This window comes from Nocardiopsis ganjiahuensis DSM 45031 (assembly GCF_000341085.1).
GTDB lineage: Bacteria > Actinomycetota > Actinomycetes > Streptosporangiales > Streptosporangiaceae > Nocardiopsis > Nocardiopsis ganjiahuensis.
The window spans coordinates 43611-64579 of sequence record NZ_ANBA01000020.1 but is presented as its reverse complement, the minus strand read 5'-3'; the positions used below and the strand labels follow the sequence as shown (position 1 = coordinate 64579).

20 protein-coding genes and 1 pseudogene are annotated in these 20969 nt (G+C 73.3%); 14 read left to right on the top strand and 7 right to left on the bottom strand.

Annotated features, from left to right (window positions below; all coding sequences use genetic code 11):
* Nucleotides 1-34 precede the first annotated feature (34 nt).
* The 9 genes from D458_RS0126170 to D458_RS0126130 all read left to right on the top strand — a co-directional run bounded on the left by D458_RS0126170 (nucleotide 35) and on the right by D458_RS0126130 (nucleotide 10628).
* Nucleotides 35-706 carry a class I SAM-dependent methyltransferase gene (locus D458_RS0126170; RefSeq protein ID WP_040702800.1) on the top strand — a complete coding sequence of 224 codons (672 nt, stop codon included), beginning with the start codon at nucleotides 35-37 and terminating at the stop codon, nucleotides 704-706.
* Nucleotides 703-2517, top strand: a complete 1815-nt coding sequence (locus D458_RS0126165) for an ABC transporter ATP-binding protein (RefSeq protein WP_017589675.1) — start codon at nucleotides 703-705, stop codon at nucleotides 2515-2517. The genes D458_RS0126170 and D458_RS0126165 overlap by 4 nt, the downstream gene beginning before the upstream one ends.
* The gene (locus D458_RS0126160) at nucleotides 2514-4313 is read left to right on the top strand and encodes an ABC transporter ATP-binding protein (protein WP_017589674.1); all 1800 of its coding nucleotides are present in this window, start codon (nucleotides 2514-2516) and stop codon (nucleotides 4311-4313) included. Before D458_RS0126165 ends, D458_RS0126160 begins: the two co-directional genes overlap by 4 nt.
* Nucleotides 4294-5550 (top strand): cytochrome P450, encoded by a 1257-nt coding sequence (locus D458_RS0126155; RefSeq protein WP_017589673.1) that lies wholly within the window; start codon nucleotides 4294-4296, stop codon nucleotides 5548-5550. Before D458_RS0126160 ends, D458_RS0126155 begins: the two co-directional genes overlap by 20 nt.
* On the top strand, nucleotides 5547-5765 hold the full coding sequence (locus tag D458_RS0126150) for a ferredoxin (protein ID WP_239648070.1): 219 nt from the start codon (nucleotides 5547-5549) through the stop codon (nucleotides 5763-5765). Before D458_RS0126155 ends, D458_RS0126150 begins: the two co-directional genes overlap by 4 nt.
* Before the next feature lie 67 nt (nucleotides 5766-5832).
* Complete coding sequence (locus tag D458_RS0126145) at nucleotides 5833-7347, top strand: ABC transporter substrate-binding protein (RefSeq protein WP_026119692.1); 1515 nt, start codon at nucleotides 5833-5835, stop codon at nucleotides 7345-7347.
* Nucleotides 7347-8345: an ABC transporter permease gene (locus D458_RS0126140; protein ID WP_017589670.1), complete on the top strand. Its 999-nt coding sequence runs from the start codon at nucleotides 7347-7349 to the stop codon at nucleotides 8343-8345. The genes D458_RS0126145 and D458_RS0126140 overlap by 1 nt, the downstream gene beginning before the upstream one ends.
* Nucleotides 8342-9169 (top strand): ABC transporter permease, encoded by an 828-nt coding sequence (locus D458_RS34315; RefSeq protein WP_040702799.1) that lies wholly within the window; start codon nucleotides 8342-8344, stop codon nucleotides 9167-9169. Before D458_RS0126140 ends, D458_RS34315 begins: the two co-directional genes overlap by 4 nt.
* Complete coding sequence (locus D458_RS0126130; protein WP_017589668.1) at nucleotides 9162-10628, top strand: ABC transporter ATP-binding protein; 1467 nt, start codon at nucleotides 9162-9164, stop codon at nucleotides 10626-10628. Before D458_RS34315 ends, D458_RS0126130 begins: the two co-directional genes overlap by 8 nt.
* 64 nt (nucleotides 10629-10692) lie before the next feature.
* On the opposite strand, the pseudogene D458_RS37735 reads toward D458_RS0126130, so the two are convergent.
* The 5 genes and pseudogenes from D458_RS37735 to D458_RS36815 form a co-directional block, all read right to left on the bottom strand.
* Nucleotides 10693-10857: pseudogene (locus tag D458_RS37735) on the bottom strand (pirin family protein); the annotation flags it as partial.
* A 180-nt stretch (nucleotides 10858-11037) separates the two neighbouring features.
* Nucleotides 11038-12078 (bottom strand): ABC transporter substrate-binding protein, encoded by a 1041-nt coding sequence (locus tag D458_RS0126125; RefSeq protein ID WP_017589667.1) that lies wholly within the window; start codon nucleotides 12076-12078, stop codon nucleotides 11038-11040.
* Entirely contained in the window at nucleotides 12075-12911 is an 837-nt protein-coding gene (locus tag D458_RS0126120; RefSeq protein WP_017589666.1) for an ABC transporter ATP-binding protein, read from the bottom strand. Before D458_RS0126120 ends, D458_RS0126125 begins: the two co-directional genes overlap by 4 nt.
* Nucleotides 12908-13933: a FecCD family ABC transporter permease gene (locus D458_RS0126115; protein WP_026119690.1), complete on the bottom strand. Its 1026-nt coding sequence runs from the start codon at nucleotides 13931-13933 to the stop codon at nucleotides 12908-12910. The genes D458_RS0126120 and D458_RS0126115 overlap by 4 nt, the downstream gene beginning before the upstream one ends.
* Nucleotides 13934-14178: 245 nt before the next feature.
* On the bottom strand, nucleotides 14179-14331 hold the full coding sequence (locus D458_RS36815; protein WP_017589664.1) for a hypothetical protein: 153 nt from the start codon (nucleotides 14329-14331) through the stop codon (nucleotides 14179-14181).
* 137 nt (nucleotides 14332-14468) lie between these two features.
* On the opposite strand from D458_RS36815, the gene D458_RS0126105 reads away from it, so the two are divergent.
* From D458_RS0126105 to D458_RS0126090, 4 genes are all read left to right on the top strand, one after another.
* A complete protein-coding gene (locus D458_RS0126105; protein WP_017589663.1) occupies nucleotides 14469-16157 on the top strand; it encodes an ABC transporter ATP-binding protein/permease in 1689 nt (562 codons plus the stop codon).
* Complete coding sequence (locus D458_RS0126100; RefSeq protein ID WP_017589662.1) at nucleotides 16154-17809, top strand: ABC transporter ATP-binding protein; 1656 nt, start codon at nucleotides 16154-16156, stop codon at nucleotides 17807-17809. Before D458_RS0126105 ends, D458_RS0126100 begins: the two co-directional genes overlap by 4 nt.
* Before the next feature lie 242 nt (nucleotides 17810-18051).
* The gene (locus tag D458_RS0126095; protein WP_152521250.1) at nucleotides 18052-18525 is read left to right on the top strand and encodes a heparan-alpha-glucosaminide N-acetyltransferase domain-containing protein; all 474 of its coding nucleotides are present in this window, start codon (nucleotides 18052-18054) and stop codon (nucleotides 18523-18525) included.
* A 22-nt stretch (nucleotides 18526-18547) separates the two neighbouring features.
* Nucleotides 18548-18850, top strand: coding sequence for an NIPSNAP family protein (locus D458_RS0126090; RefSeq protein WP_017589660.1), 303 nt, complete (start codon nucleotides 18548-18550; stop codon nucleotides 18848-18850).
* An 89-nt stretch (nucleotides 18851-18939) separates the two neighbouring features.
* On the opposite strand, the gene D458_RS0126085 is transcribed toward D458_RS0126090, so the two are convergent.
* Nucleotides 18940-19920 (bottom strand): aldo/keto reductase, encoded by a 981-nt coding sequence (locus D458_RS0126085; protein ID WP_017589659.1) that lies wholly within the window; start codon nucleotides 19918-19920, stop codon nucleotides 18940-18942.
* Between the two features lie 125 nt (nucleotides 19921-20045).
* Nucleotides 20046-20609, bottom strand: a complete 564-nt coding sequence (locus D458_RS0126080; protein ID WP_017589658.1) for a dihydrofolate reductase family protein — start codon at nucleotides 20607-20609, stop codon at nucleotides 20046-20048.
* 122 nt (nucleotides 20610-20731) lie between these two features.
* Here D458_RS0126080 and D458_RS34310 point away from each other — a divergent pair, with 122 nt between their 5' ends.
* On the top strand, nucleotides 20732-20959 hold the full coding sequence (locus D458_RS34310) for a hypothetical protein (RefSeq protein WP_017589657.1): 228 nt from the start codon (nucleotides 20732-20734) through the stop codon (nucleotides 20957-20959).
* Nucleotides 20960-20969 lie beyond the last annotated feature (10 nt).

Below are 20969 nucleotides of genomic sequence, written 5' to 3'. Positions count from 1 at the left end.
CGCCGAGTTCTTCGACCTCGTCGGCCACCGCCACATGGCCACGAGCACACCCGTGCTGCGCTCGGTCCTGACCGGCCTGGACACCGGCCACGGTCCCGTGGTCGACATCGGCGCGGGCACCGGCCTGGTCACCGCGGCCATCGCCGGGATCCTGCCCGCGGCGCGCATCCACTCGGCCGAGCCCTCGCCGAACATGCGGGCCGTGCTCACCAGCCGGGTGTTCTCCGACCCCGACCTGCGCCGACGGGTCACCGTCCTGCCCGAACCGGCGCAGGAGATACCGCTGCCCGACTCCATCTCGGCGGCGGTGGTCTTCGGCGTGGCCGGTCACATCCCGCGGACGGAGCGCAGGGAACTGTGGCGCCGCCTGGCCGACCGCCTGCCCCCCGGCGGAATCGTGCTCGTCGAGCTCATGGGCGTGGACACGCCCCGCTCCATCCCCTTCGTGCGCATGTGCCGTGAACCCCTCGGCGACCAGGTCTACGAGTGGTGGATCTCCGGTGAACCGGTCGGCCCGGAGACCATGCGCTGGCGCACCCAGTGGCGGGTCTTCCGCGACGGCGAGCTGGTGCGCACCGTCGACGACGAGTACGACTGGGAGACCTTCGGGGTCGACCGGTTGGCGGAGGAGTCCGGTCTGACCTTCCGGCGCCTGCCCAGCAGCGGGCGCGAGGCCACCCCGGAGATCGGGGTGCTGGTCAGATGAGCCGGGAACGGACCGCGACGACCGACGGGGCCGGACCGAAGCCCCCTGAGCAGCCGCCATCGCCGCTGAAGACCCTGCTCCGCCCCATCAGGGGGCGGATCCGGACCGCGGTGGTGCTCCAGGGAGCGGCCTCGGCGCTGGGGCTCGTCCCGCTGATCTGCCTCGTCGAACTGGCCCGCACGCTGCTGGCCGAAGAGGCGGTCGACACCGCGCGGGTGTGGCTCCTCGTCGGCGTCGCCGTGGGCGCCTCGGTCGCCGCCCTGGCCGCGGGAACGGCCTCCACCCTGGTCGGCCACCTGGCCGACAACGACCTGCAGCTGTCGGTCCGCCGTGCCCTGGCCCACCGCATGTCCCGGGTCCCCCTGGGCTGGTTCACCGGCCGCGGGTCGGGCCGGGTCAAGAAGGGCGTGCACGACGACATCGAGGACGTCCACTCCCTGGTGGCGCACACCCTGCCCGACCTGGCCTCGGTCCTGACCGTGCCGCTGGTCGCCCTGGTCTACCTGTTCGCCGTGGACTGGCGCCTGGCCCTGGTCTCCGTCCTGCTGGTGGCGGCGGGGATCCTCCTGTTCTCGCGGGCCATGGCCGGGAGCATGGCGAAGATGGCCCAGTACGCCGAGGCCATGAACCGGATCAACTCCTCCGCCGTGGAGTTCGTGGACGGCATCCAGGTGGTCAAGCACTTCGGCGGCCACCGGCGCGCACACGAACGCTTCACCCGCGCCGCCGACGACTTCGCGGACTTCTTCGTGAACTGGTCGCGCAGCACCACCCCGGTGACGGTCGGTTCCTTCCTGCTGCTGTCAGCGCCGACGGTCACCGTCGTCACGGTGGTCGCGGGGGTGGGGCTCTCGCTCGCCGGGTGGACCGAGCCGGCCTCGGTCGTGGCCTTCGCCCTGCTGGCCCCGGCCCTGTGCGCACCGATGAACGTGATCGGTTCCCGGGTGCAGCAGACCCAGGCCGCCGGAGCCGCGGCCGGACGGGTGACGGCTCTGCTCGACACCCCGACCCTGCACCAGGGGGAGGAACCGCCCCCGCCGGAGTCCCGCGTGGTCTTCGACGGCGTGTCCTTCTCCTACACCGATCACACCGGTGACAGGACGGCAGCGGAACGGGGCCGGGCCCTGGCCGAGGTGGACCTGGTCCTGGAACCGGGCACCGTGACCGCCCTCGTCGGCCCCTCCGGGGCGGGCAAGAGCACCCTGGCGGCCCTGCTCGCACGCTTCCACGACGCCGACGCCGGATCGATCACCGTCGGCGGGGCCGACGTCCGCGAGATCGCCGACCTCTACCGCACCGTCGGCTTCGTTCTCCAGGACGTCCGCCTGCTCAGGGAGACGGTCGCCGACAACATCGCCCTGGGACGCCCCGGAGCCACCCGAGAGGAGATCGCGGCCGCCGCGCGCGCGGCACAGATCGCCGACCGGATCGAGGCACTGCCCCGCGGCTACGACTCCGTGGTCGGGGAGGACGCCGACCTGTCCGGCGGTGAGGCCCAGCGCGTCAGCATCGCTCGCGCCCTGCTCGCCGACACCCCGGTCCTGGTCCTGGACGAGGCCACCGCGGCGGTGGACCCGGTCTCGGAAGCAGCCGTCCAGGACGCGCTCAGCGAGCTCGCCCGCGGCCGCACGGTCCTCGTGGTGGCCCACCGCCTGACCACCGTCACCGGTGCCGACCGGATCGCGGTCATGGACTCGGGCCGGGTGGTGGAGAGCGGGACCCACGACGAGCTCCTGAGCCGGGGTGGCCGCTACGCCGAACTCTGGCGAGCCCAGGGACACCGACGAGACGAATCGGGAGCAGACCAGTGATCCGTGCTTTCCTCAGCGCCCTGGGGCCGGAGCAGGCCGGTCCCGTGAAGGCGAGCCTGGCCCTGACCACCGCGGTCTCGGCCCTGCAAGGGGTGGTCTTCGCCCTGCTGGTCCCCGTGCTGACCGAACTCCTGCGGGAGGGTCCCCGGGCGGCCCTGGGCTGGGTGGCGGCGCTGGCCCTGGTCACCCTGTTCTACGCCCTGCTGCGCACCCTCAGCCTCTTCGTCAACTTCCGCGTCGGCGGGGCGATCTCCCGGGGACTGCACCGCCGCATCGGGGAACACCTGGTCCGGCTGCCCCTGGGCTGGTTCACCGGGAACCGCGTCGGTGAACTCAACAGGGTCGTCACCGACGGGGTGTCCCGCACCACCAACGTGCCCGTGCACATCTACCCGCCGCTGGCCGACGCGGTGGTCACCCCCGTCGTGGCGGTGGCCGCGCTGTTCCTCCACGACTGGCGGATCGCGCTGGCCGCCGCGGCGTGCCTGCCCGTGGTGTGGATGGTCTTCACCCTGTCCAACGACGCGGTGGGCCGCAACGACGCCGCCCGGGACCTGGTCTCGGACGAGGCCGCCTCCCGGGTCCTGGAGTACGCCAGGTCCCAGCCGGTGCTGCGGGCCTTCGGCCGCACCGAACAGGGCGGCCGGAGCCTGGAGAAGGCCCTCGACGCCGAACACGGGGCGGCGCGCCGCCTGCTGCTGCGCATCGTCCCCGTGATGCTGGCCTACTCCTTCGCGGTTCGGCTGATGTTCGCGCTGCTCATGGTGTGCGCGGTCCTGCTCGTCCTGGACGGAGGACTCGACCCTGCCCTGGCCGTGGCCCTCCTGGTGCTGGCGGCCCGGTTCACCCATCCCCTGGCCACGGCGGCCGACCAGGGCGCGGCCCTGCGCATGGCCACCAACCAGCTCGACCGGATCAACGCCGTCCTGGACGCGAGGCCCCTGCCCGAACCGGAGTCACCGGTCCTGCCGCGGGGAGCGGCCGTGGAGTTCGACGGCGTCACCTTCGCCTACGCCCGCGGGGACGACGCCCCGGCCCTGGACGGGGCCACCCTGCGCGCCGAACCCGGAACGCTGACCGCCCTGGTCGGCCCCTCCGGATCCGGCAAGACCACGGTGGCCCGCCTGCTGGCCCGCTTCCACGACGCCGATCGCGGCCAGGTCCGCCTCGGCGGTGCCGACGTCCGTGACATCGGCAGCGAGGAACTGTCCCGGCACGTGGCCCTGGTCTTCCAGGACGTGTACCTCTTCGACGCCACCGTCGCCGAGAACCTGCGCCTGGCCGCGCCCGACGCCACCGGCGAACAGCTCGACCGGGTGGCGGCGCTGTCCGGGCTCGACGCGGTCCTGGACGACCTGCCCGAGGGCTGGGACACCAGGGTCGGGGAGGGCGGGACCGCGCTGTCCGGCGGTCAGAAACAGCGCGTCTCCATCGCACGGGCACTGCTCAAGGACGCGCCCGTCGTCGTCCTGGACGAGGCCTCCTCCGCCCTGGACACCGAGAACGAGGCGCTGGTGACGCGTACGGCCCTCGAACTCGCCCGGGAGCGCACCGTGCTGGTGATCGCCCACCGGCCCGCCACCGTGGCCGCGGCCGACCAGGTCGTCTTCCTGGACGCGGGCCGGGTCGTGGAGTCCGGTGCCCCGGGCGAACTCCTCGCCCGAGGCGGACGGTACGCCGACTTCGTCCGCACCCGCGAACGCGCCCGCGGCTGGCGCCTGACCGCCTCGGACGCCACGACCCCTCCCACCCCCACCACTACGGAAGGCCACGAGAATGACCCGGCCCGCACCTGACCCCGCCACCGATCCCGCCACCGATCCCGGCCCCACCGCTGCCGACGGCGACGACACCTCCTTCCCCCTGGCCCGGACCTGCCCCTTCACCCCTCCGGACGACTACGCCGGGATGCGGGAGCGCGCGGACCTGACCCGCGCGCGGATCCCCAGCGGCAAACGACCGTGGCTGGTGACCCGGCACGAGGACGTGCGCGCCGCGCTGTCCCACCCGGCCGCCAGCTCCGACGCCCGAAACCCCGCCTTTCCCGCGCTCGGGGACGGGGAGCAGGTCGTCGCCGCCGAACTGCGCCCCTTCATCCGGATGGACCCGCCCGACCACACCCTCGTCCGCCGCATGCTCGTCGGGGAGTTCACCGTGCGCCGGGTGCGGGCCATGCGCCCGGCGATCGAGGCCGTGTGCGCCGAACAGGTCGAGTACCTCCTCAGCCGCCCGGCCCCGGCCGACCTGGTCGCCGACTACGCCAACCGGGTGTCCACCACCGTCATCTGCCGGCTGCTCGGCGTCCCCCTGGAGGACCTGGAGTTCTTCCGGCGCATCACCTCGATCTCCGGCAGCCGGGACAGCACCGAGGAGGAGGTGGGCGCCGCCCTGGGCGAATTGTTCGGCCTGATCGACCGGCTCATCGACGACAAGGCGAAGGACCCCCGGGACGACCTGATCAGCCGCCTGGCCACCGGCCCCCTGGCACGCGGCGAGATCACCCGCCACTCCCTGCTGTCCCAGATCGGCATCACCCTCAACGCCGGGCACGAGACCTCCCGCAACATGATCCCGCTGGCGGCCCTGGCCCTGCTCGAACACCCCGAGCAGCTGGAGCTCCTGCGCGAGGACCCGCAGCTGTGGCCGGGAGCGGTGGACGAACTGCTGCGCTACCTCTCCGTGGCCGACGTGATCACCCTGCGCGTGGCCACCGAGGACATCCCACTGAGCTCCGGCACCATCCCCGCGGGCGACGGTTACATCGCCCTGCTCGGAGCGGCCAACCACGACCCCGGGGCCTTCCCCGAACCCGGGCGCCTGGACGTGCGGCGCACACAGCGCAACCACGTCGCCTTCGGTTACGGCACCCACCAGTGCGTGGGCCAGAACCTGGGCCGGCTGGAGATCGAGATCGCCCTGCGCACCCTGTTCGACCGGGTCCCCACGCTCCGGTCCGAACTGGCCCTGGCCGATCTGCCCGCCCGCTCCTCCTCGGCGATCTTCGGGCTGGACGAGGTCCCGGTCTCGTGGTGAGCCGCCCCGTCACCGCGCTGCGCCTGGAGACGGACCCCGACACCTGCGCCGGGGCCGGACAGTGCGTCCGCGCCGCCCCCGACCTCTTCGACCAGGACGACGACGGACTCGTCGTCCTGCTCCGCGCCCACGTGCCGCCCGAGGCCCGTGAGCGCGCCCTCACCGCGGCCGACTGGTGCCCCTCCGGCGCCGTCACCGCACACGACCCCTCCTGACCCCGGCCGGGAGACCTGTTCCGGGGCCGTGCGCCGCACGGCCCCGACCCCTGAGAAAGGCCAGACGATGAGACGACTACTCCTACCGGTGAGCGCCTGCGCGGCGCTGCTGGTGGCCACCGCCTGTGGCGGGGAGGAAGGTGGGCAGGCGGCGTCCGCCGAGGACACCACGTTGCGCTACGCCGCCGTGGGAGCCCCCGCGGCCACCACGCACGACCCGCACGGCCGTGTCGGCAACGAGTCCGACTACCTGCGGTTCGCCATGCTCTACGACGTGCTGACCGTGACCGACGAGAACGGCGCCGTCCAGCCGCGCCTCGCCGAGTCGTGGGAACCGGCGACAGCGGACCTCGACCTGTGGACCGTCACCCTGCGGGAGGACGCGGCCTTCTCCGACGGTGAGGCCGTCACCGCGGACGACGTCCTGTTCTCACTGAACCGGATCCAGGGCAAGGGCGCCGAGAACAACGGGCGCCTGTCCGTGTTCGACCTGGAATCCTCCTCCGTGGTGGACGAGCACACCCTCGAACTCGCCACCCGGCAGCCCTACGCCGAGGTCGGCGTCGCCCTGGCCTCGCTGACCTTCGTGGTACCCGAGGGCAGTGACGACATCACCGAACCCGTGGTGGGCTCGGGGCCCTTCGTCCTGGAGGAGCACGACGACACCACCGCCGTGCTGACCCGCAACGACGACTGGTGGGGAGAGGCCTCCGACTACCGGACACTCCAGATCAGCGCCATGCCCGACCCGGGCGCGCGCGCCGACGCGGTGGCCTCGGGACAGGCGGACGTCGCGGGGAGCGTGGCGCCCACCGCCGCCCAGCAGCACGACGGGAGCGAGGAGGTCCAGGTGGTCTCCCGGCCCGGGGGCGTGAACTACCCGCTGGTCATGAACACGGACACCGAGCCCTTCGACGACCCCGACGTGCGTGAGGCCGTCAAGCTCGCCCTGGACCGCGAACAGCTCGTCGACACGGTCTTCCTCGGCTACGGGGAACCGGGGTCGGACCTGCTCAACCCGCAGGAACCCTTCGCCCCGCAGGCCGAGCCGGTCGAGCGCGACCTGGACCGGGCGCGGGAGCTGCTGGAGTCGTCGGGCCACGGTGACGGGGTGTCCCTCACCCTGCACGCCACCAACGCCTACCCCGGCATGGAGGAGACCGCGACCCTGGCGGCCGAACAGCTCGCGGAGGCGGGCATCGAGGTCGAGGTCGAGGTCGGACCGCCCGACACCTACTGGAGCGAGGTGTGGAACGTCGAACCGTTCTACCTCAACAGCCTGGGAGGCAACGGGTTCGTCGACTTCGCCCAGATGGCCCTGGTCGCCGACGGGCCCATCAACGAGACCGGGTGGGACGACCCGGAGTGGGAGGAGGAGCTCGCCGAGGCCCTGGCCACCGAGGACGAGGCGCGGCGCCACTCGATGCTCGGCGACGTCCAGCAGCACGTCGCCGAGGAAGGCGGGTACGTGGTCTGGGGAGTGGGCGACGGCCTCGACCTCACCGCCTCGGGCGTGACCGGCCTGCCCACCGGGCCCGGCTTCAACCGCCTGTTCGTCGAACGGGTCGAGGTCGCCGGCTGATGTCCGTTCCCGCGACCGCCCCCGCGGCCGTCCTCCCCCGCAGGCGGGGGGCGGCCGCGGGGCCGTCACTGCTGAGTGCCCTGGCCAGGAGCGTGCTGCTGCTGGCCCTGGTGTCGGTGGTGGTCTTCACCGCCACCGAACTCCTGCCGGGGGACGCGGCCGAACTCCGGGCGTCCCCCGGGGCGGACGAGGAGCAGCTGCGCCTGCTGCGCGAGGACCTGGGGCTGGACGCCCCCGCGTGGCAGCGCTACGCCGACTGGCTCCGGGCCCTGCTCATCGGGGACCCGGGCACCTCCATGGTCAACGGGCGCCCCGTGGCCGACGCGCTCGCCCAACGGCTCCCCGCGACCCTCGGCCTGGTCGCGGGCGCGCTCCTCGTCTCCCTGCCCCTGGCCCTGGCCCTGGCCTGGTGGGCGGGCAACGCACGCGGCGGGCGAGGGGGCCCGACCTCCGTCCTCACCGGGGGCGCGGCCCTGCCCACGGTGGTCGTGGCCAGCGGTCTGGCGGCCGTGCTCTCCGGAGGCCTGGGCCTGGTCCCGCCGGTCTCCCTGCTGCCGCCCGGCTCCGCACCCTGGCAGACCCCTGAGCTGCTGGTCCTGCCGGTACTCTCCCTGGCCCTGCCCACAGCGCTCTTCGGCGGCGGACTGCTGGCGGGCGCCGTGGCCGACACCGTCCGCCTGCCGCACGTGGCAGACTCGCGCCGCAGGGGCAACGCGCCCTGGCGGGTGGCCCTGGTGGACGTGCTCCCCTTCCTGCTCGCCCCCTTCACCCGGGTCGCGGCGGTCACCGCGGGCGGGCTCGTGGCAGCCGCGACCGTGGTGGAGACCCTCTTCAGCTATCCGGGCGTGGGCTCCCTGCTGGTCTCCTCGATCGCCTCCCGCGACCTCCCGGTGGTCCAGGCCACCGCCCTGGCCGCGGCAGCGGTCGTGCTGGCGGGCCTGCTGGTCGGCGACCTGGTGGCGGCCCTGACCGAACCGCGCCGAAGGCAGGCACCGTGACCCGTGTACTCGTTCCGCTGCTGCTCGCCGCGGTACTGGCCACCGCCCTCCTTGGGGGAGCGTGGGCGCCGCACAGCCCCACATCGCCGGTGGGAACCCCCTGGCAGGGGCCCGGACCCGGCCATCTCCTGGGCACCGACGCACTTGGCCGCGACGTGTGGTCCCGGGTCCTGGCCGGAGGCGGCCGCCTGCTCGCGGTGTCGGTGCTGGCGGCCGTGTGCGCCTCCGTCACGGGGACCGCCGCGGGCCTGCTCGCCGGGTGGTTCGGGGGTCTGCCCTCGCGCACCCTCACCGCCGGGGCCGACCTGCTGCTCGCCCTGCCGTCCCTGCTGCTGGCCCTGGTCGCCGCCATCGCCCTGCCCTGGCACGCGGCGGTGGTCGTGGCGACGGTGTGCGGGGGAGCCCCGCTCACGCTGCGCGTGGTCAGGGACGCCGTCCGCGCCTCCCGCTCCTCCGGGTACGTGGAGGCCGCGCTCCTGCGAGGTGAGACCGCCGCCTCGGTCCTGGTCAGGGAGGTCCTCCCGGCCATGCGCGGGCTGGTCGCCGCGGACCTGGGGCTGCGCCTGGTGGTGGCACTCCAGATCGCCTCCGCCCTGAGCGTGCTGGGGCTGGGCGCGGCCCCGCCCGCACCCGACTGGGCCCTGATGCTCAGGGAGAACATGACCGGAGTGGCGCTCAACCCCTGGGCCGTGGCCGCGCCCGCTGTGGCACTCGGCGCCACCACGGTCCTGCTCGCCCTCCTGGCCCAGCTGTTCTTCCACGAAGGCCGCACACGCCGGTCCCGCTCCAGGCGGCCGGCACGGAAGGAGACCACCGGTGTCTGAGGGACTGAGCGTACGGGGGCTGGTGGTCGAGGACTCCCTGGGCGCCCCGATCGTCGGCCCGGTGGACCTGCGGGTCCCCGACGGCGGCGTCCTGGCGGTCATGGGCGCGTCGGGCAGCGGTAAGACCAGCGCCGTCCTGGCCGCCTTCGGAGCGCTCCCGCCAGGACTGGTCCGCCGGTCCGGTCAGGTCCTGTGGCAGGGGGAGCCGGTGCCGTCCGGTCGTGCGGCACGCCGCTGGCGCCGGCTCCGCACCGGGATGCTCGGCCAGGACCCGGCCTCGGACCTGCACCCCCTGCGCCCCGTCTCCGCCCTGGTGGCGGAGGCGCTGCCGGGCGGCGCGCGCGGCGCGAACGCCGAAGCCGTCCGTGCGACCCTCACCGCCCTGGGTCTGGACGCCTCGGCGCTGTGGCGGCGGCGCCCGCACGAGCTCTCCGGAGGCCAGGCCCAGCGGGTGGCCCTGGCCCGGGCGGTCGTCGCCGACCCCGAGCTCCTGCTCCTGGACGAACCCACCAGCGGCCTCGACCCCGCCACGGTCGAACTCGTCCTCGGCGTACTGGAGGAACGGCGGGGGCGCCGGGGCAGGGCCACCCTGGTCATCACCCACGACCGGGACTTCGCCGAACGCGTGGCCGACGTCCGCCTCGGCCTCGGCGGGCCGGGTGCGGCCCGCCGGACGGGTAGCGCGGCCGCGGCTCCGCCCCCCGCGCCGGGGACCCCGGTCCTGGAAATGCGCGGTGTGACCCTGAGGACCCCGGGCGGAGACGAGGTGCTCGGCGCGGCGGACCTGTCCGTCCACGCAGGGGAGGCGGTCGCCGTCCTGGGGCCCTCCGGAAGCGGCAAGTCCACACTGCTCAGGAGCCTGGCCGGGCTCCACCCTCCCGTGAAGGGGTCGCTGTCACTGGAGGGCCGCCCCCTGCCCGCCAGGCACACGGACCGTCCCCGGGAGCTGCTGCGGGCGGTCCAACTGGTCGGCCAGGACCCGGCCGGAGCGCTCAACCCCGCCCACCGGGTCGGCGCGGCCCTGGCCCGGCCCGCGATGGTGCTGCGCGGGCTGGACCGGGCCCGGGCCCGCGCCCTGGTCCCCGAACTGCTGGAACAGGTGGGGCTGGCGGCGGACGTCGCCCAGGCCTTTCCCCCACGGCTCTCCGGGGGGCAGCGGCAACGGGTGGCGATCGCCCGCGCCCTGGCCGCGCGACCCCGCCTCCTCCTGGCCGACGAGGTGACGTCGTCCCTGGACGCGGCCAACGCGGACTCCCTGCTCGACCTCCTGGAGACCCTGCGCCGCGGCCGTGGCCTGGCCGTCGTGATGGTCACCCACGACAGCTCCGTCGCCGACCGCATGGACCGGGTCCTCACCCTGGACCCGGAGCGTCGCACCCTGGAGCCGAGACCGCGGGCCGGGGCCGGGTACGGGCACGCGGATCGTGCGGAGGCGACCGCGGCCGAGAACGCCGGGTAGCGCGGACGGGACGGCCCCGACGGGAGAGCCGTACGGGCGCGCGGAGACCGCTGGGCGGCCGCGGTCAGGCCTCGGACTGCGCGTGGGGCGGCGGGTTCCTCCGCGGCCGCATCCGCACCGGCGGCAGTTCGGGGGCGGGGAGCCTCGCCATCCCGTCCCGGTTGCGGCCCGTGTCGCCGTGCCCCACGCAGCCCTCGACGCGGCCGAACCGCTCGCCGTGGTTGTGCCAACCGGAACCGTGTCCGCAGGGACGGTTCGAGGGGCTGGTCCCGCTGTTCGGTCCGGCGGCTCCTCGAGCGTGCACACCACGCCCGAGGAGCCGCCGGTCAGCCGAGCGGCCTGCGGGTCCGTGCCCGTCCCGCCCGTGTCCGGAGCGGTGTCCGGCGGACGCCGCCTTCCCCGGTCCGGCTCAGAACGCGTCCGGGTAGAGGCGGTGGGCGATCGTCTCCACCGCGTCGATGTTGCCGAGGGTGCCGGGGTACATGTCGCTCGAGGGGATGCTGATGAGCAGATCGTTCTCCACGGCGGGGACGTCGGGGAAGGTGCTGCGCAGGTAGTCGAGTGTCTGCTCCTCGTTCTCGGGACCGCTCGCCGCGAACACGATGGCCTCGGGGGAGCGGCTGACGATCTCCTCGGGGTTGATCTCCGCCGCGAAGAAGTCGGCGAACTCGGGTGAGTCCGGGTCGAAGACGTTGTCGCCGCCGGCGGAGGCGATGATGTTCGCCTCGATCCCGGCACCGATGGCCGAGAGGGAGTTGCCCTCGACGAAGACCTGCGCGACGGTGGGCCTCGGCAGGTCGCTGATCGCGGACTCGACGGCGGACAGCCGCTCCTGCGACTCCGCGGCGAGCTCGTCCGCCTCCTCGGAGACGCGCAGGATCTCACCGAGGTTGGCGATGTCCGTGAACAGGTCGGTGACCTCCGCCGAGTGGCGGCGCTCGGCGCAGCCGCCGGTCGCGACGTAGGCCTCCGCGCCGTTCTCGTTGAGCTGTTCGATTCCGGCGAAGCCCTGCTCGGCGGTGAACTCGTACTCGGTGGGGGAGACGACCAGGTCCGGGCCGACGGCGAGCAGGTCCTCGCGTGCCGGCGGCGCGTCGGTGCTGAGCTCGGGGACGTCGGCCGCGTGTTCGGCGACGTCGTCCGACAACGGCGAGACGGCGGTCTGGGCCTGCCCGGCCAGGGAGTCCTGCGCACCGAGCCGGATGAGGAGCTCGGTCTGCGAGGGCATCATCCCGACGATGCTGGTGGGGGCGGTCTCGAAGGACAGTTCGCGCCCGCAGTTGGTGACCACCACGGCTTCCCCCGAACCCCCGGTGTCCTGCGCGTCGGAGACGACCCCCGTGCCGCAGGCGGCCAGCAGCAGGGGCGCGGCGAGTGCGGTGCACACGATCGCGAAGTGGGGCCGGCGGTCACGCGATCCGGTCACGGAGGTGGTTGAGCTGTGCTTCATGGTGCTGGGGTCTCTTCCTGGGGCGGGACGAACTGGTGGACGGGGGGAGGTGCGTCGGTCGGCACCGTGCTGCGGGAGTCGAAGATGAAGTGCTGGTCCCCGGAACGGGGGTGGGCGACCGCGGTCGACTCGACACCGAAGACCGAGCGGATCAGGCCGGTGTGCAGGACCTCTTGCGGAGCGCCGAGGGAGAGCAGGCGCCCGTCGGCGAGAACGCCGACGGCGTCGCAGAAACGAGCCGCCAGGTTCAGGTCGTGCAACGCGATCAGCACCGTGCGGTCGGTGGACCTGATCAGGTCGAGGAGTTCGATCTGGTGCGCGATGTCGAGGTGGTTGGTGGGCTCGTCGAGGATGAGCACGGGGGTGTCCTGGGCGAGCGCACGGGCGAAGAGGACCCGTTGCCGTTCCCCTCCGGAGAGGGCGGAGAACGAGCGTTCGGCCAGCGACGCGGCCCCCGCGCGTCGGAGGGCGTGCTGCGCGACCGCGATGTCCCGGTCGGAGTCGCGGCCGTACCCGCGCCCGTGCGGGATGCGCCCGAGCAGGACCATGTCGAGCACGGAGATCTCGAACTCCTCGCTGTGCTCCTGGGCCATCACCGCCACCCGACGGGCCAGTTCCCCGCGCTTCAGGGTGCGCAGGTCGGTGCCGTCCAGGTCCACGCGCCCGGCTGAGGGGGCCGAGAGGCCGGAGGCCACGCGGAGCAGGGTGGACTTGCCGCTTCCGTTGGGTCCGAGCAGTCCCAGGACCGTGCCCGAGGGCACGCGGACGTTCACGTCGGTGAGGACGGTCCGCCCGCCGCGGTGGGCGGTCAGGTTCACGATGTCGACTCTCATCGGCCCATCCCCACGCTCTCGGCGCGGTCGCGCCGCAGCAGCCACAGGAAGAACGGTGCTCCGACCATCGCCGTGAGCACGCCCAGCGGGATCTCCGAGGGGGCGGCGAGCGTTCGGGCCAGCAGGTCGCAGGAGGCCAGGAAGGCCGCACCGCCGAGCAGGGCGACCGGGAGCATCTTCCGGTGGTCCGAGCCGACGAGGATGCGCGCGATGTGGGGGATGATCAGACCCACGAAGCCGATACCGCCCGAGACCGCGACCACGGAGCCGGTCAGCAGTGCCGCCGCCACCAGGACACCACTGCGCGTCCTGTTGACGTTGACACCCAGCGAGGCCGCGGCGTCGTCTCCGATGAGCAGGGCGTTGAGAGCGCGCGCCCGCAGCGCCGTGTACAGCCCGACGGCGGCCAGGGCCGTCACCGGCAGAGCGAGGTGGCCCATCGTGGCGGCGGAGACCGAGCCCAGCAGGAAGAACATGATGCTGAAGACGTTCTGCGCGTCGGTGGCGATGGTCAGGTAGCTGGTCACGGCGCTGAACAGCGAACCGAGGGCGACACCGGCGAGGATGAGCCGCTGGGGCGCGATGCGGCCGTTCTTGCGGGCGAGCAGGTAGACGGCCGCGGTGGCCAGGAGGGCTCCGGCGAACGCCGAGGCCCCGATCCCCAGGGACCCGACCCCGATCCCCAGGACGATGAACGACACCGCGCCCACACCCGCTCCGGCGGAGACGCCCAGGATGTAGGGCTCGGCCAGGGAGTTGTGCACCACGGCCTGCATCAGCGCGCCGGCCAGGGCGAGGGCGGCGCCGGTGGTCGCCGCCAGGAGTGCGCGGGGGAGCCGGAACTGCCAGATGGCGTTGTCCTGCAGCGTGCTCAGTGAACCGTCGGACATCCAGGGCATGCCGGGTACGAGGTGGCCGACGACGATGCGCAGCGAGTCGGCGGGGGAGACCGCGATCGTGCCGATGCTCGTCGACATCAGGAGCACCGACAACAACACGGCGGTGAGGGCCGGTACGAGGATCCGGACGGCGAGCGCGTCGCGGCGACGGCGGCCGTTCGTCACGGGGGCCGGGGGAACGGCGGGGCCGTCGTCCCCCGGCCGCTCCCTGCGGAGGAGGCGGGCGAGGGAGGCGGGGGCGCGCCTTCGGAGGGTGGTTCTTGCCATCTGTGGTGGGTGCTTTCTCAGGTGGCCGGTGGCGCGGGCAGCGGTGCGCCGGCGGCGGAGCTGGGGACGGAGGCCCCGAGGGGCGGAGGCTGTCGAGGTGGTTACTGCCGTGGCCGGTTCGCGGTGCGTGCCGCGCCGTCGCCGCCGACGTGGCGCCCTGAAGCGCCGCGTTCCAGTCGCTCCCCGCCGCCGACACCGGCGGCGTGCGTGCGTCCGGAACGGTGCCCGGCCGTGAGGAGGTTCTGGGGGATCATGGGGCAAAGCTATTGCAAACGAAAATCATTTTCAAGTACGGTGTGTGCGGTTCGCCCTCCCCGGCACGTATCGGCACACGGGACCGGTACGTCCGTCTTCGAGAAGGTGCGCACGAGCTCGACGAGGAGACGGACGCATGATGATCGTTCCCCAGCTGTGGCGGGAGGCCGCGCGCTTCCCCGGCACCCTGGCCCGGAGCGTCGGGCTGCTGGTGCTCGTCCTGCTCACCCACGTCGGCCAGGCGGTCGCCATCGCCTGGGCGATGTCCGCGGTGCTGGGCGGACGCCCCCGGGAAGTACTGGCCGCGGCCGCACTCGTCATCGGCACGGCACTGCTGCGGCTGGTGCTCTCGCTGGCCCAGACCTCCGCCGCGGCACGCCTGGGCGGCCGGGTCAGACAGGCGGTCCGCGGCCGCGCCGTGGAATCGGTGCTCACCGCCCGGCGCCTGCACGACACCTCCGCCCGGGACGGCTCGATGCGCTCCGCCCTCGGCGACGGCGTCGACGGCACCGACGCCTACGTCTCCAAGTACATCCCCGCCGTCGCGCAGATCCTCATCGCCTGCCCGCTCGTCGTGACCGGGCTGTTCCTGCTCTCACCGGCGGCGGGCCTGGTGATCTCCGCCGGTGTCGTGCTCGCGCTGGCGGGCCCTCTGGCGTGGAAGCGCATGATGGCCCGGCGCGGACTCGACCACTGGGACAGCTACGAGGCACTCGGCGCCGACCTGCTCGAGTCACTGCGCGGCATGTCCACCCTGCGCGCACTCGGCGACGTGCCCGGCACCCGGCACCGGCTGGACACCCGGTCGGAGGCGCTGCGCAGGGCCACCGAACGGGTGATGCGCGGCTCCCTGGCCGAGACCGCCGTCACCGACCTCGCCGTCCAGGCGGGGGTGGTCGCCGCAGCCGTCGCCGCCACCGCCCACGCGGTCACCGGACAGGCCCCCGCGATCGAGGTCTACCTCGTCCTCCTCCTGTCCTCCGAGGCCTTCCGCCCCGTCCGCGACCTCTCCCGGCACTGGCACGCCGGCTTCCTCGGGCTCTCCGCGGTCCCCGCGCTCGACCGCATCGGCGCGTTCACCGAAACCCCCGGCCCCGCCGACGGGAGCGGCCACCCGACCGGCCACGCCGTCCGGACGGGCGCTGCGGAGACCGGGGAACGGCCACCCGGAAGCTCCACGGCGGACGTGCTGCGCGTGACCGGGGTGACCTTCCGCTACCCCGAAGCCCGGGAGGACGTCCTCGACCGATTCGACCTGACAGCCCGCAGGGGAACCCTCACCGCCGTCGTCGGTGCCTCCGGCGCGGGGAAGTCCACCCTCTTCGACCTCCTCCTCGGCTTCCTCGTCCCCCGGGAAGGACGCATCGAACTCGACGGCCGTCCCCTGCGGCCGACCGACATCGCGGTGCTCTCCCAACGGCCCGTGCTCTTCGCCGGAACCGTTCGCGACAACCTGACGGTCACCGGCCCCGCGACGGAGGCGGAACTGACCGCCGCCTGCGGTGCGGCCGGGATCCTCGACGAGGTCCTCGCCCTCCCGCACGGCCTGGACACCGAGGTCGCAGAAGCCGGCGCGAACCTGTCCGGAGGGCAGCGCCAGCGCCTGGCGCTCGCCCGGGCACTGCTCGCGCGCCGCCCGGTCCTGCTCGTCGACGAGCCGACGAGCGCGTTGGACGACGACCGTGCCGCCGACGTCGTCGCCACCCTGCACCGCGTCGCCCGTGACCGCGTCGTCGTGATGATCAGCCACCGGCCCGAGACCCTCAGCGAGGTCTCCCACGTGCTGCACCTCGCCTCCGGGCACCTGGACGGGAGCCTGTCGTGAACACCCTCTCCGCGCTCGGCTCCTTCCGTGAACTCCTGCCGGTCCTGCGCCCGCAGTGGCGCGGGATGCTCTGGAGCTACGCGGTCGGCACCGCCAGCGTGCTGACCCTGGCGGGCCTCACCGTCCTCACCGCCTGGGTGGTCGGGCACGCCGTCGTCGAACGCACACCGCCCCGACCCCACTGGTGGTTCCTCATCACCGGCCTCGTGCTGTTGCGCGTGGTCCTGACCTGGCGCGAGATGGACGTCTCACACGCCCTGGCCTACCGCGTCCTGGCCCGGCTGCGCATGGCGCTCTTCGACGCCTACGCCCGCAGCGTCCCCGGCCGGCGCCGCGAACACTCCGGGCAGGCCGCCGCCGTCGCGATGGACGACATCGAAAGACTCGAGTTCTTCTACGCGCACACGATCGCCCAGCTGGGCGCCTCGCTCACCCTGTTCCTCGCCTCCCTGACCGCCGCGTCCGTACTGCTCCCGGAAGCCGGACCCGTCATGCTCGCGGGCAGCGCCGTCGTGGCGAGCAGCGCGCTGTACTGGGCGCGCACGGCCCGTCGCCTGGGAGAGCGGGAACAAGCCGAGAACTCGGCCCTGTCCACGCGGATCGTCGACGCGCTCGGCGCCCTGCGCGAAGTGCTCGCCTACGGCCTCGCCCCGCAGGTCAGCGCCGAGACGGACACCGCCACCGCACGCGCGGCCGCCCTCGCGCGCCGCCGCGAACTGCTCGACCAGCTGGTCACCTCGCTGCGCGAGTCCGCCACCACCGTCACGGTCATCGGCGTCGTCCTCGCCGGGAGCACCGCGGCCGGGGTGCTCTCCGACACCACGGCCCCCCGCCTCTCACCGGCCGAACTGCCGGCCCTGATCGCCCTGGCCCTGGCCGGTGTCGCGGCGGTCACCGACGCCACCGCGACGTTCACACGGCTTCACCCCCTCGTCGCCGGAGCCCGACGAGTGGCGTCGGGTATCCACCGCCCTCCGGTCGTCACCGTCCCCGACCGGCCGCGACCACTGCCCGCGGGGCCGCTCGGACTGCGTTTCCGCGACGTCTCCTTCGCCTACGAGGGACGCCGCCCCGTTCTCACCTCCTGGTCGGCCGACGTCGCCCCGGGTGAGCACGTCGGCCTGCGGGGCCCCTCCGGTTCCGGGAAGAGCACGGTCATCGCCCTGGCGGCCCGCCTGTGGGACCCCTCCTCCGGCACCGTCGAGCTCCTCACGCCGGAAGGCACGGCCGTTCCCGTCACCGAGGTCGACGACCCCGCGCTACGCGAAGCCGTGGCCCTGGTCGACCAGGAGTCCGTCCTCTTCCACGGCACCGTCCGCGACAACCTGGTGCGCGGCCACCGACCCCGGCCCGACCGTGAACTGGCCGCCGCGCTGGAACGCGTCGGCGCCCACACGTGGATCGGTCTCGACGACGACCTCGGCGAGGCCGGTGTGCGCCTCTCCGGTGGCCAGCGGGCCCGCCTGTGCCTGGCCCGCGCCCTCGTCCGGCGCCCGCGGATCCTGCTCGTCGACGAGGTGACGGCCAGTCTCGACCCCGCCACCGAGCGAGCGGTCTCGGACGTCATCGCCGGTTTCGACGGCACCGTCCTCATCGCCTCCCACCGCGCCGAGACCCTCGCCCGGCCGGAACGGATCGTGGACCTGGGGTGAGAGGCCGTCGCCGTTCCACGGCGACGGGGGAGGGGAGCCGTCGCGACCGGCCCACCCGTTCCCTTCCCCAGCGCGGACCGCTCCCGGCCGGGACCCGCGCCCTCCCGTCACGCCCGCATGTACCGAACCTCCGGCCGGGCAGGCGGCGTCAGGAGCCCTGCGGCAGTGCGGGCGGCGCACCGGCGCGAGGGTGTCCGCACCGCTGCGGGACACAGCAGACCCCAGCCAGAGAGGGCCACCCCTTGAGCCTTGTATCCGACCGTCCGGCAGGTACGGACGACACCGCGCGGAGGCGCTCACCCATCGCCGGGTGGCACGACTTCGGACGGCCGCCGCGCCTGATGGGGGTCGACGTCGCGCGCGGGATCGCCGTCTTCGGAATGATCGCCGTCCACACCGGTATCACGGCCTCGCTCGACCTGCTCGACCCGCGCACCTGGGCCGCCCTGGCCGAGGGCCGCTCGTCGATCCTGTTCGCGGTCGTCGCCGGGATCTCGGTCGCCTTCGCCGCCGGCGGAGGCGAGCGGCCGACGGGCGAGGCGCTGCGGTCGGCGCGGCTGCGCATGGCGGGCCGCGCGATCGCGGTCCTGGCGATCGGACTCCTCCTGGAACTGCTCGGCAGCGACATCGTGGTCATCCTCTCCGTCTACGGCGTGCTGTTCCTCCTCGTGATCCCCTTCCTGGGCCTGCGGCGCCGCACCGGAGCGCGGAGTTAGTATCGGTCAGGTGATTACCTGTGTGGTTGAGTACGTGATCGACCCGGCGAAGACCGAGGCGTTCGAGCGCTTCGGACACCGCTGGATGGAGCTGGTCAACCGGCACGGGGGTACGCATCACGGGTACTTCCTGCCGGGGGAGGGCGCCAGTGACAGGGCGCTCGCCCTGTTCAGCTTCCCCAGCCTGGCCGAGTACGAGGAGTACCGGAAGCGGTTCGGCAAAGATCCCGAGTTCGTCGAGGCCGACCGCATCAGGGAGGAGAGCGGCTGTGTCCTGCGCTACGAGCGCACCTTCATGCGTCCGCTCCTGCCGGACACCCCGTAGGGGCCGCCGGGTCCCCCTCCCCTGACTCCGACGAATAGCAGGCGCCCGCGGCCGGTGCGACCGTCCACGCACCGGCCGCGGGCACCGGTTCACCTCGCCGAGTCCAGCCTGGTGCGCTGCTCGGCGGTCAGCTCCAGGTCGACGGCCTCCAGGTTCTCCTCCAGTTGCTCCAGGGAGGACACGCCCACCAGCGGGATGATCGGCAGTTCGTGCCCGATCTGCCAGGCCAGCACCACCTGGTTGAGGGTGGCCCCGGTCTCCGCGGCCACCTCGCGCAGCACCTTCATGCGCCGCACGGTGCCCGGGTGGTCGTAGTCGGGCGACATCGGCTTCTCCTCGCGCACGTACGCCCCGGCCAGCAGCGGGGTGTACGCCACCAGCGGCGTCCCCGGGTTGAAGCGCACGTAGGTGAGGATGTCCGGGCCGGCCCCGCCGATGTTGCCGTCCTGGCAGACCGCGTCGCCCATGTCGGTACGGGGACGCAGGTAGCTGTGCTGGTACTGCAGCACCTCGTAGCCGGGCAGTCCCCGGGCGGCGGCCAACCGCTGGGCGCGCTCCACCCGCCACGACGGGTGGTTGCTCACCCCCAGCAGGCCGATCGACCCCATGGCGACCTGTTCGCCGAACGCCTCCATCGTCTCGGCGGGGTCGCCGTCCGGGTCCTCGATGTGCGCGTACATCAGGTCGATCCGCTCCCGGCCCAGGCGTTCCCGGCTGCGCTCGGTGGACTCGCGGACGACCCTCGCCGACAACCCCTCGCGGTTCTCGACGTAGGTGGTGCCGGGCGATCGCGGCCGCGCCCCCAGCTTGGTGGCGACGGTGATCTCGTCACCGACACCCCGGTCGCGCAGCCAGCGGCCGAGGAGGATCTCGCTCTCCCCGTTCCACCCGCCGTCCGTGCCGTAGTTGTTGGAGGTGTCCAGGAAGGTGCCGCCCGCTTCCGCATAGCGGTCCAGGATGGCGAACGAGGTCTTCTCGTCGGTCCGCCACCCCATGAGCATGACGCCCAGGGCGAGCACGCTCACCTGCCGTCGGGTGGCGGGGTCGGTACCGATGGTGCGGTGACGCATGGGGGGTCCTCCCGTCCGTGGCCCGCGTGGCGGCGGGCCCTCGACACGGAGTCTGGGAGATGGAGCGCGCTCCAGGTCAAGTACCCGGCGGGAGACCGGTGGAAGTCCGCGGTTCCCGCTCGGGTCTAGCGGACGACGTCGAAGACCTGCTTCTGCACGCCGTTGGAGTACACCTCGTGTTCGACAAGGTTCAGCTTGGTGGTGTCCTTGTCGGAGTCGCTGAACAGGCGCTTGCCCGCTCCCAGCAGGAGGGGGAAGACCAGCAGGTGGTAGCGGTCGACCAGACCCGCGTCGGCCAGGGCCCGGCCCAGGGTGGCGCTGCCGTGCACGGTGATCGGACCGCCCTCGGTCCCCTTGAGCTCGGCGACGTCGTCGAGCGTCCGCAGGACCGTCGCGGGCCAGCGCGGGTCGTCCTCGGTGAGCGTGGTGGACACGACGTAGCGCGGCATGGAGTTGTACCCGGAGAACTCCTCCATGGAGGGCCACACGGGAGCGAACGCCTCGTAGCTGCGCCGCCCCATGAGCAGGGCCGTTGACTCCTCCTGCTCGGTGGTCTTCATCTCGTAGACCGCTTCGTCCATCTCCACGGACCTGAAGGTCCAGCCGGTGTTCCGGTACCCGGGCTCTCCGCCGGGGGCCTCCATGACTCCGTCGACGGAGACGAACGCGGTGACGATCAGTGTGCGCATAGGGATTCCTCGGTGCTCGGTTGTCCTTACATCCTTCCGTCGAACGGCGGTGCCCGCATTCGACACCCCGGGAGATCTTTTTCGACGGGGTTTCGGGGGAGGCCCCGGCGCCGGGGCCTCCGGTGCGTGAGGCCGAGAGCTTCTACGCGTACCAGCCGCCCGGTACGAGCCACCGGGGACTGGTGTTCCACGACGAGCCGTGGCACTGGGCGATGATCGGCCTCAAGGGCGCGTACTACTGGCGGGACCACCCTGAGTTCGCCGAGCCCCCGGCCGAGTACAGGGCCCTCGACCGAGGTCCTGACCGGTCCGTCTTCGAAGGGGTCCCCTCGGCCGTGCAACTGGTCTGACAAGTTGTAC

Coding starts and splice junctions, on each gene's coding strand:
- D458_RS0126170 (WP_040702800.1), top strand. CDS start 35: ATGGCCACGAGCACACCCGTGCTGCGCTCGGTCCTGACCGGCCTGGAC.
- D458_RS0126165 (WP_017589675.1), top strand. CDS start 703: ATGAGCCGGGAACGGACCGCGACGACCGACGGGGCCGGACCGAAGCCC.
- D458_RS0126155 (WP_017589673.1), top strand. CDS start 4,294: ATGACCCGGCCCGCACCTGACCCCGCCACCGATCCCGCCACCGATCCC.
- D458_RS0126145 (WP_026119692.1), top strand. CDS start 5,833: ATGAGACGACTACTCCTACCGGTGAGCGCCTGCGCGGCGCTGCTGGTG.
- D458_RS0126140 (WP_017589670.1), top strand. CDS start 7,347: ATGTCCGTTCCCGCGACCGCCCCCGCGGCCGTCCTCCCCCGCAGGCGG.
- D458_RS0126125 (WP_017589667.1), bottom strand. CDS start 12,078: ATGAAGCACAGCTCAACCACCTCCGTGACCGGATCGCGTGACCGCCGG.
- D458_RS0126120 (WP_017589666.1), bottom strand. CDS start 12,911: ATGAGAGTCGACATCGTGAACCTGACCGCCCACCGCGGCGGGCGGACC.
- D458_RS36815 (WP_017589664.1), bottom strand. CDS start 14,331: ATGATCCCCCAGAACCTCCTCACGGCCGGGCACCGTTCCGGACGCACG.
- D458_RS0126105 (WP_017589663.1), top strand. CDS start 14,469: ATGATGATCGTTCCCCAGCTGTGGCGGGAGGCCGCGCGCTTCCCCGGC.
- D458_RS0126085 (WP_017589659.1), bottom strand. CDS start 19,920: ATGCGTCACCGCACCATCGGTACCGACCCCGCCACCCGACGGCAGGTG.
- D458_RS0126080 (WP_017589658.1), bottom strand. CDS start 20,609: ATGCGCACACTGATCGTCACCGCGTTCGTCTCCGTCGACGGAGTCATG.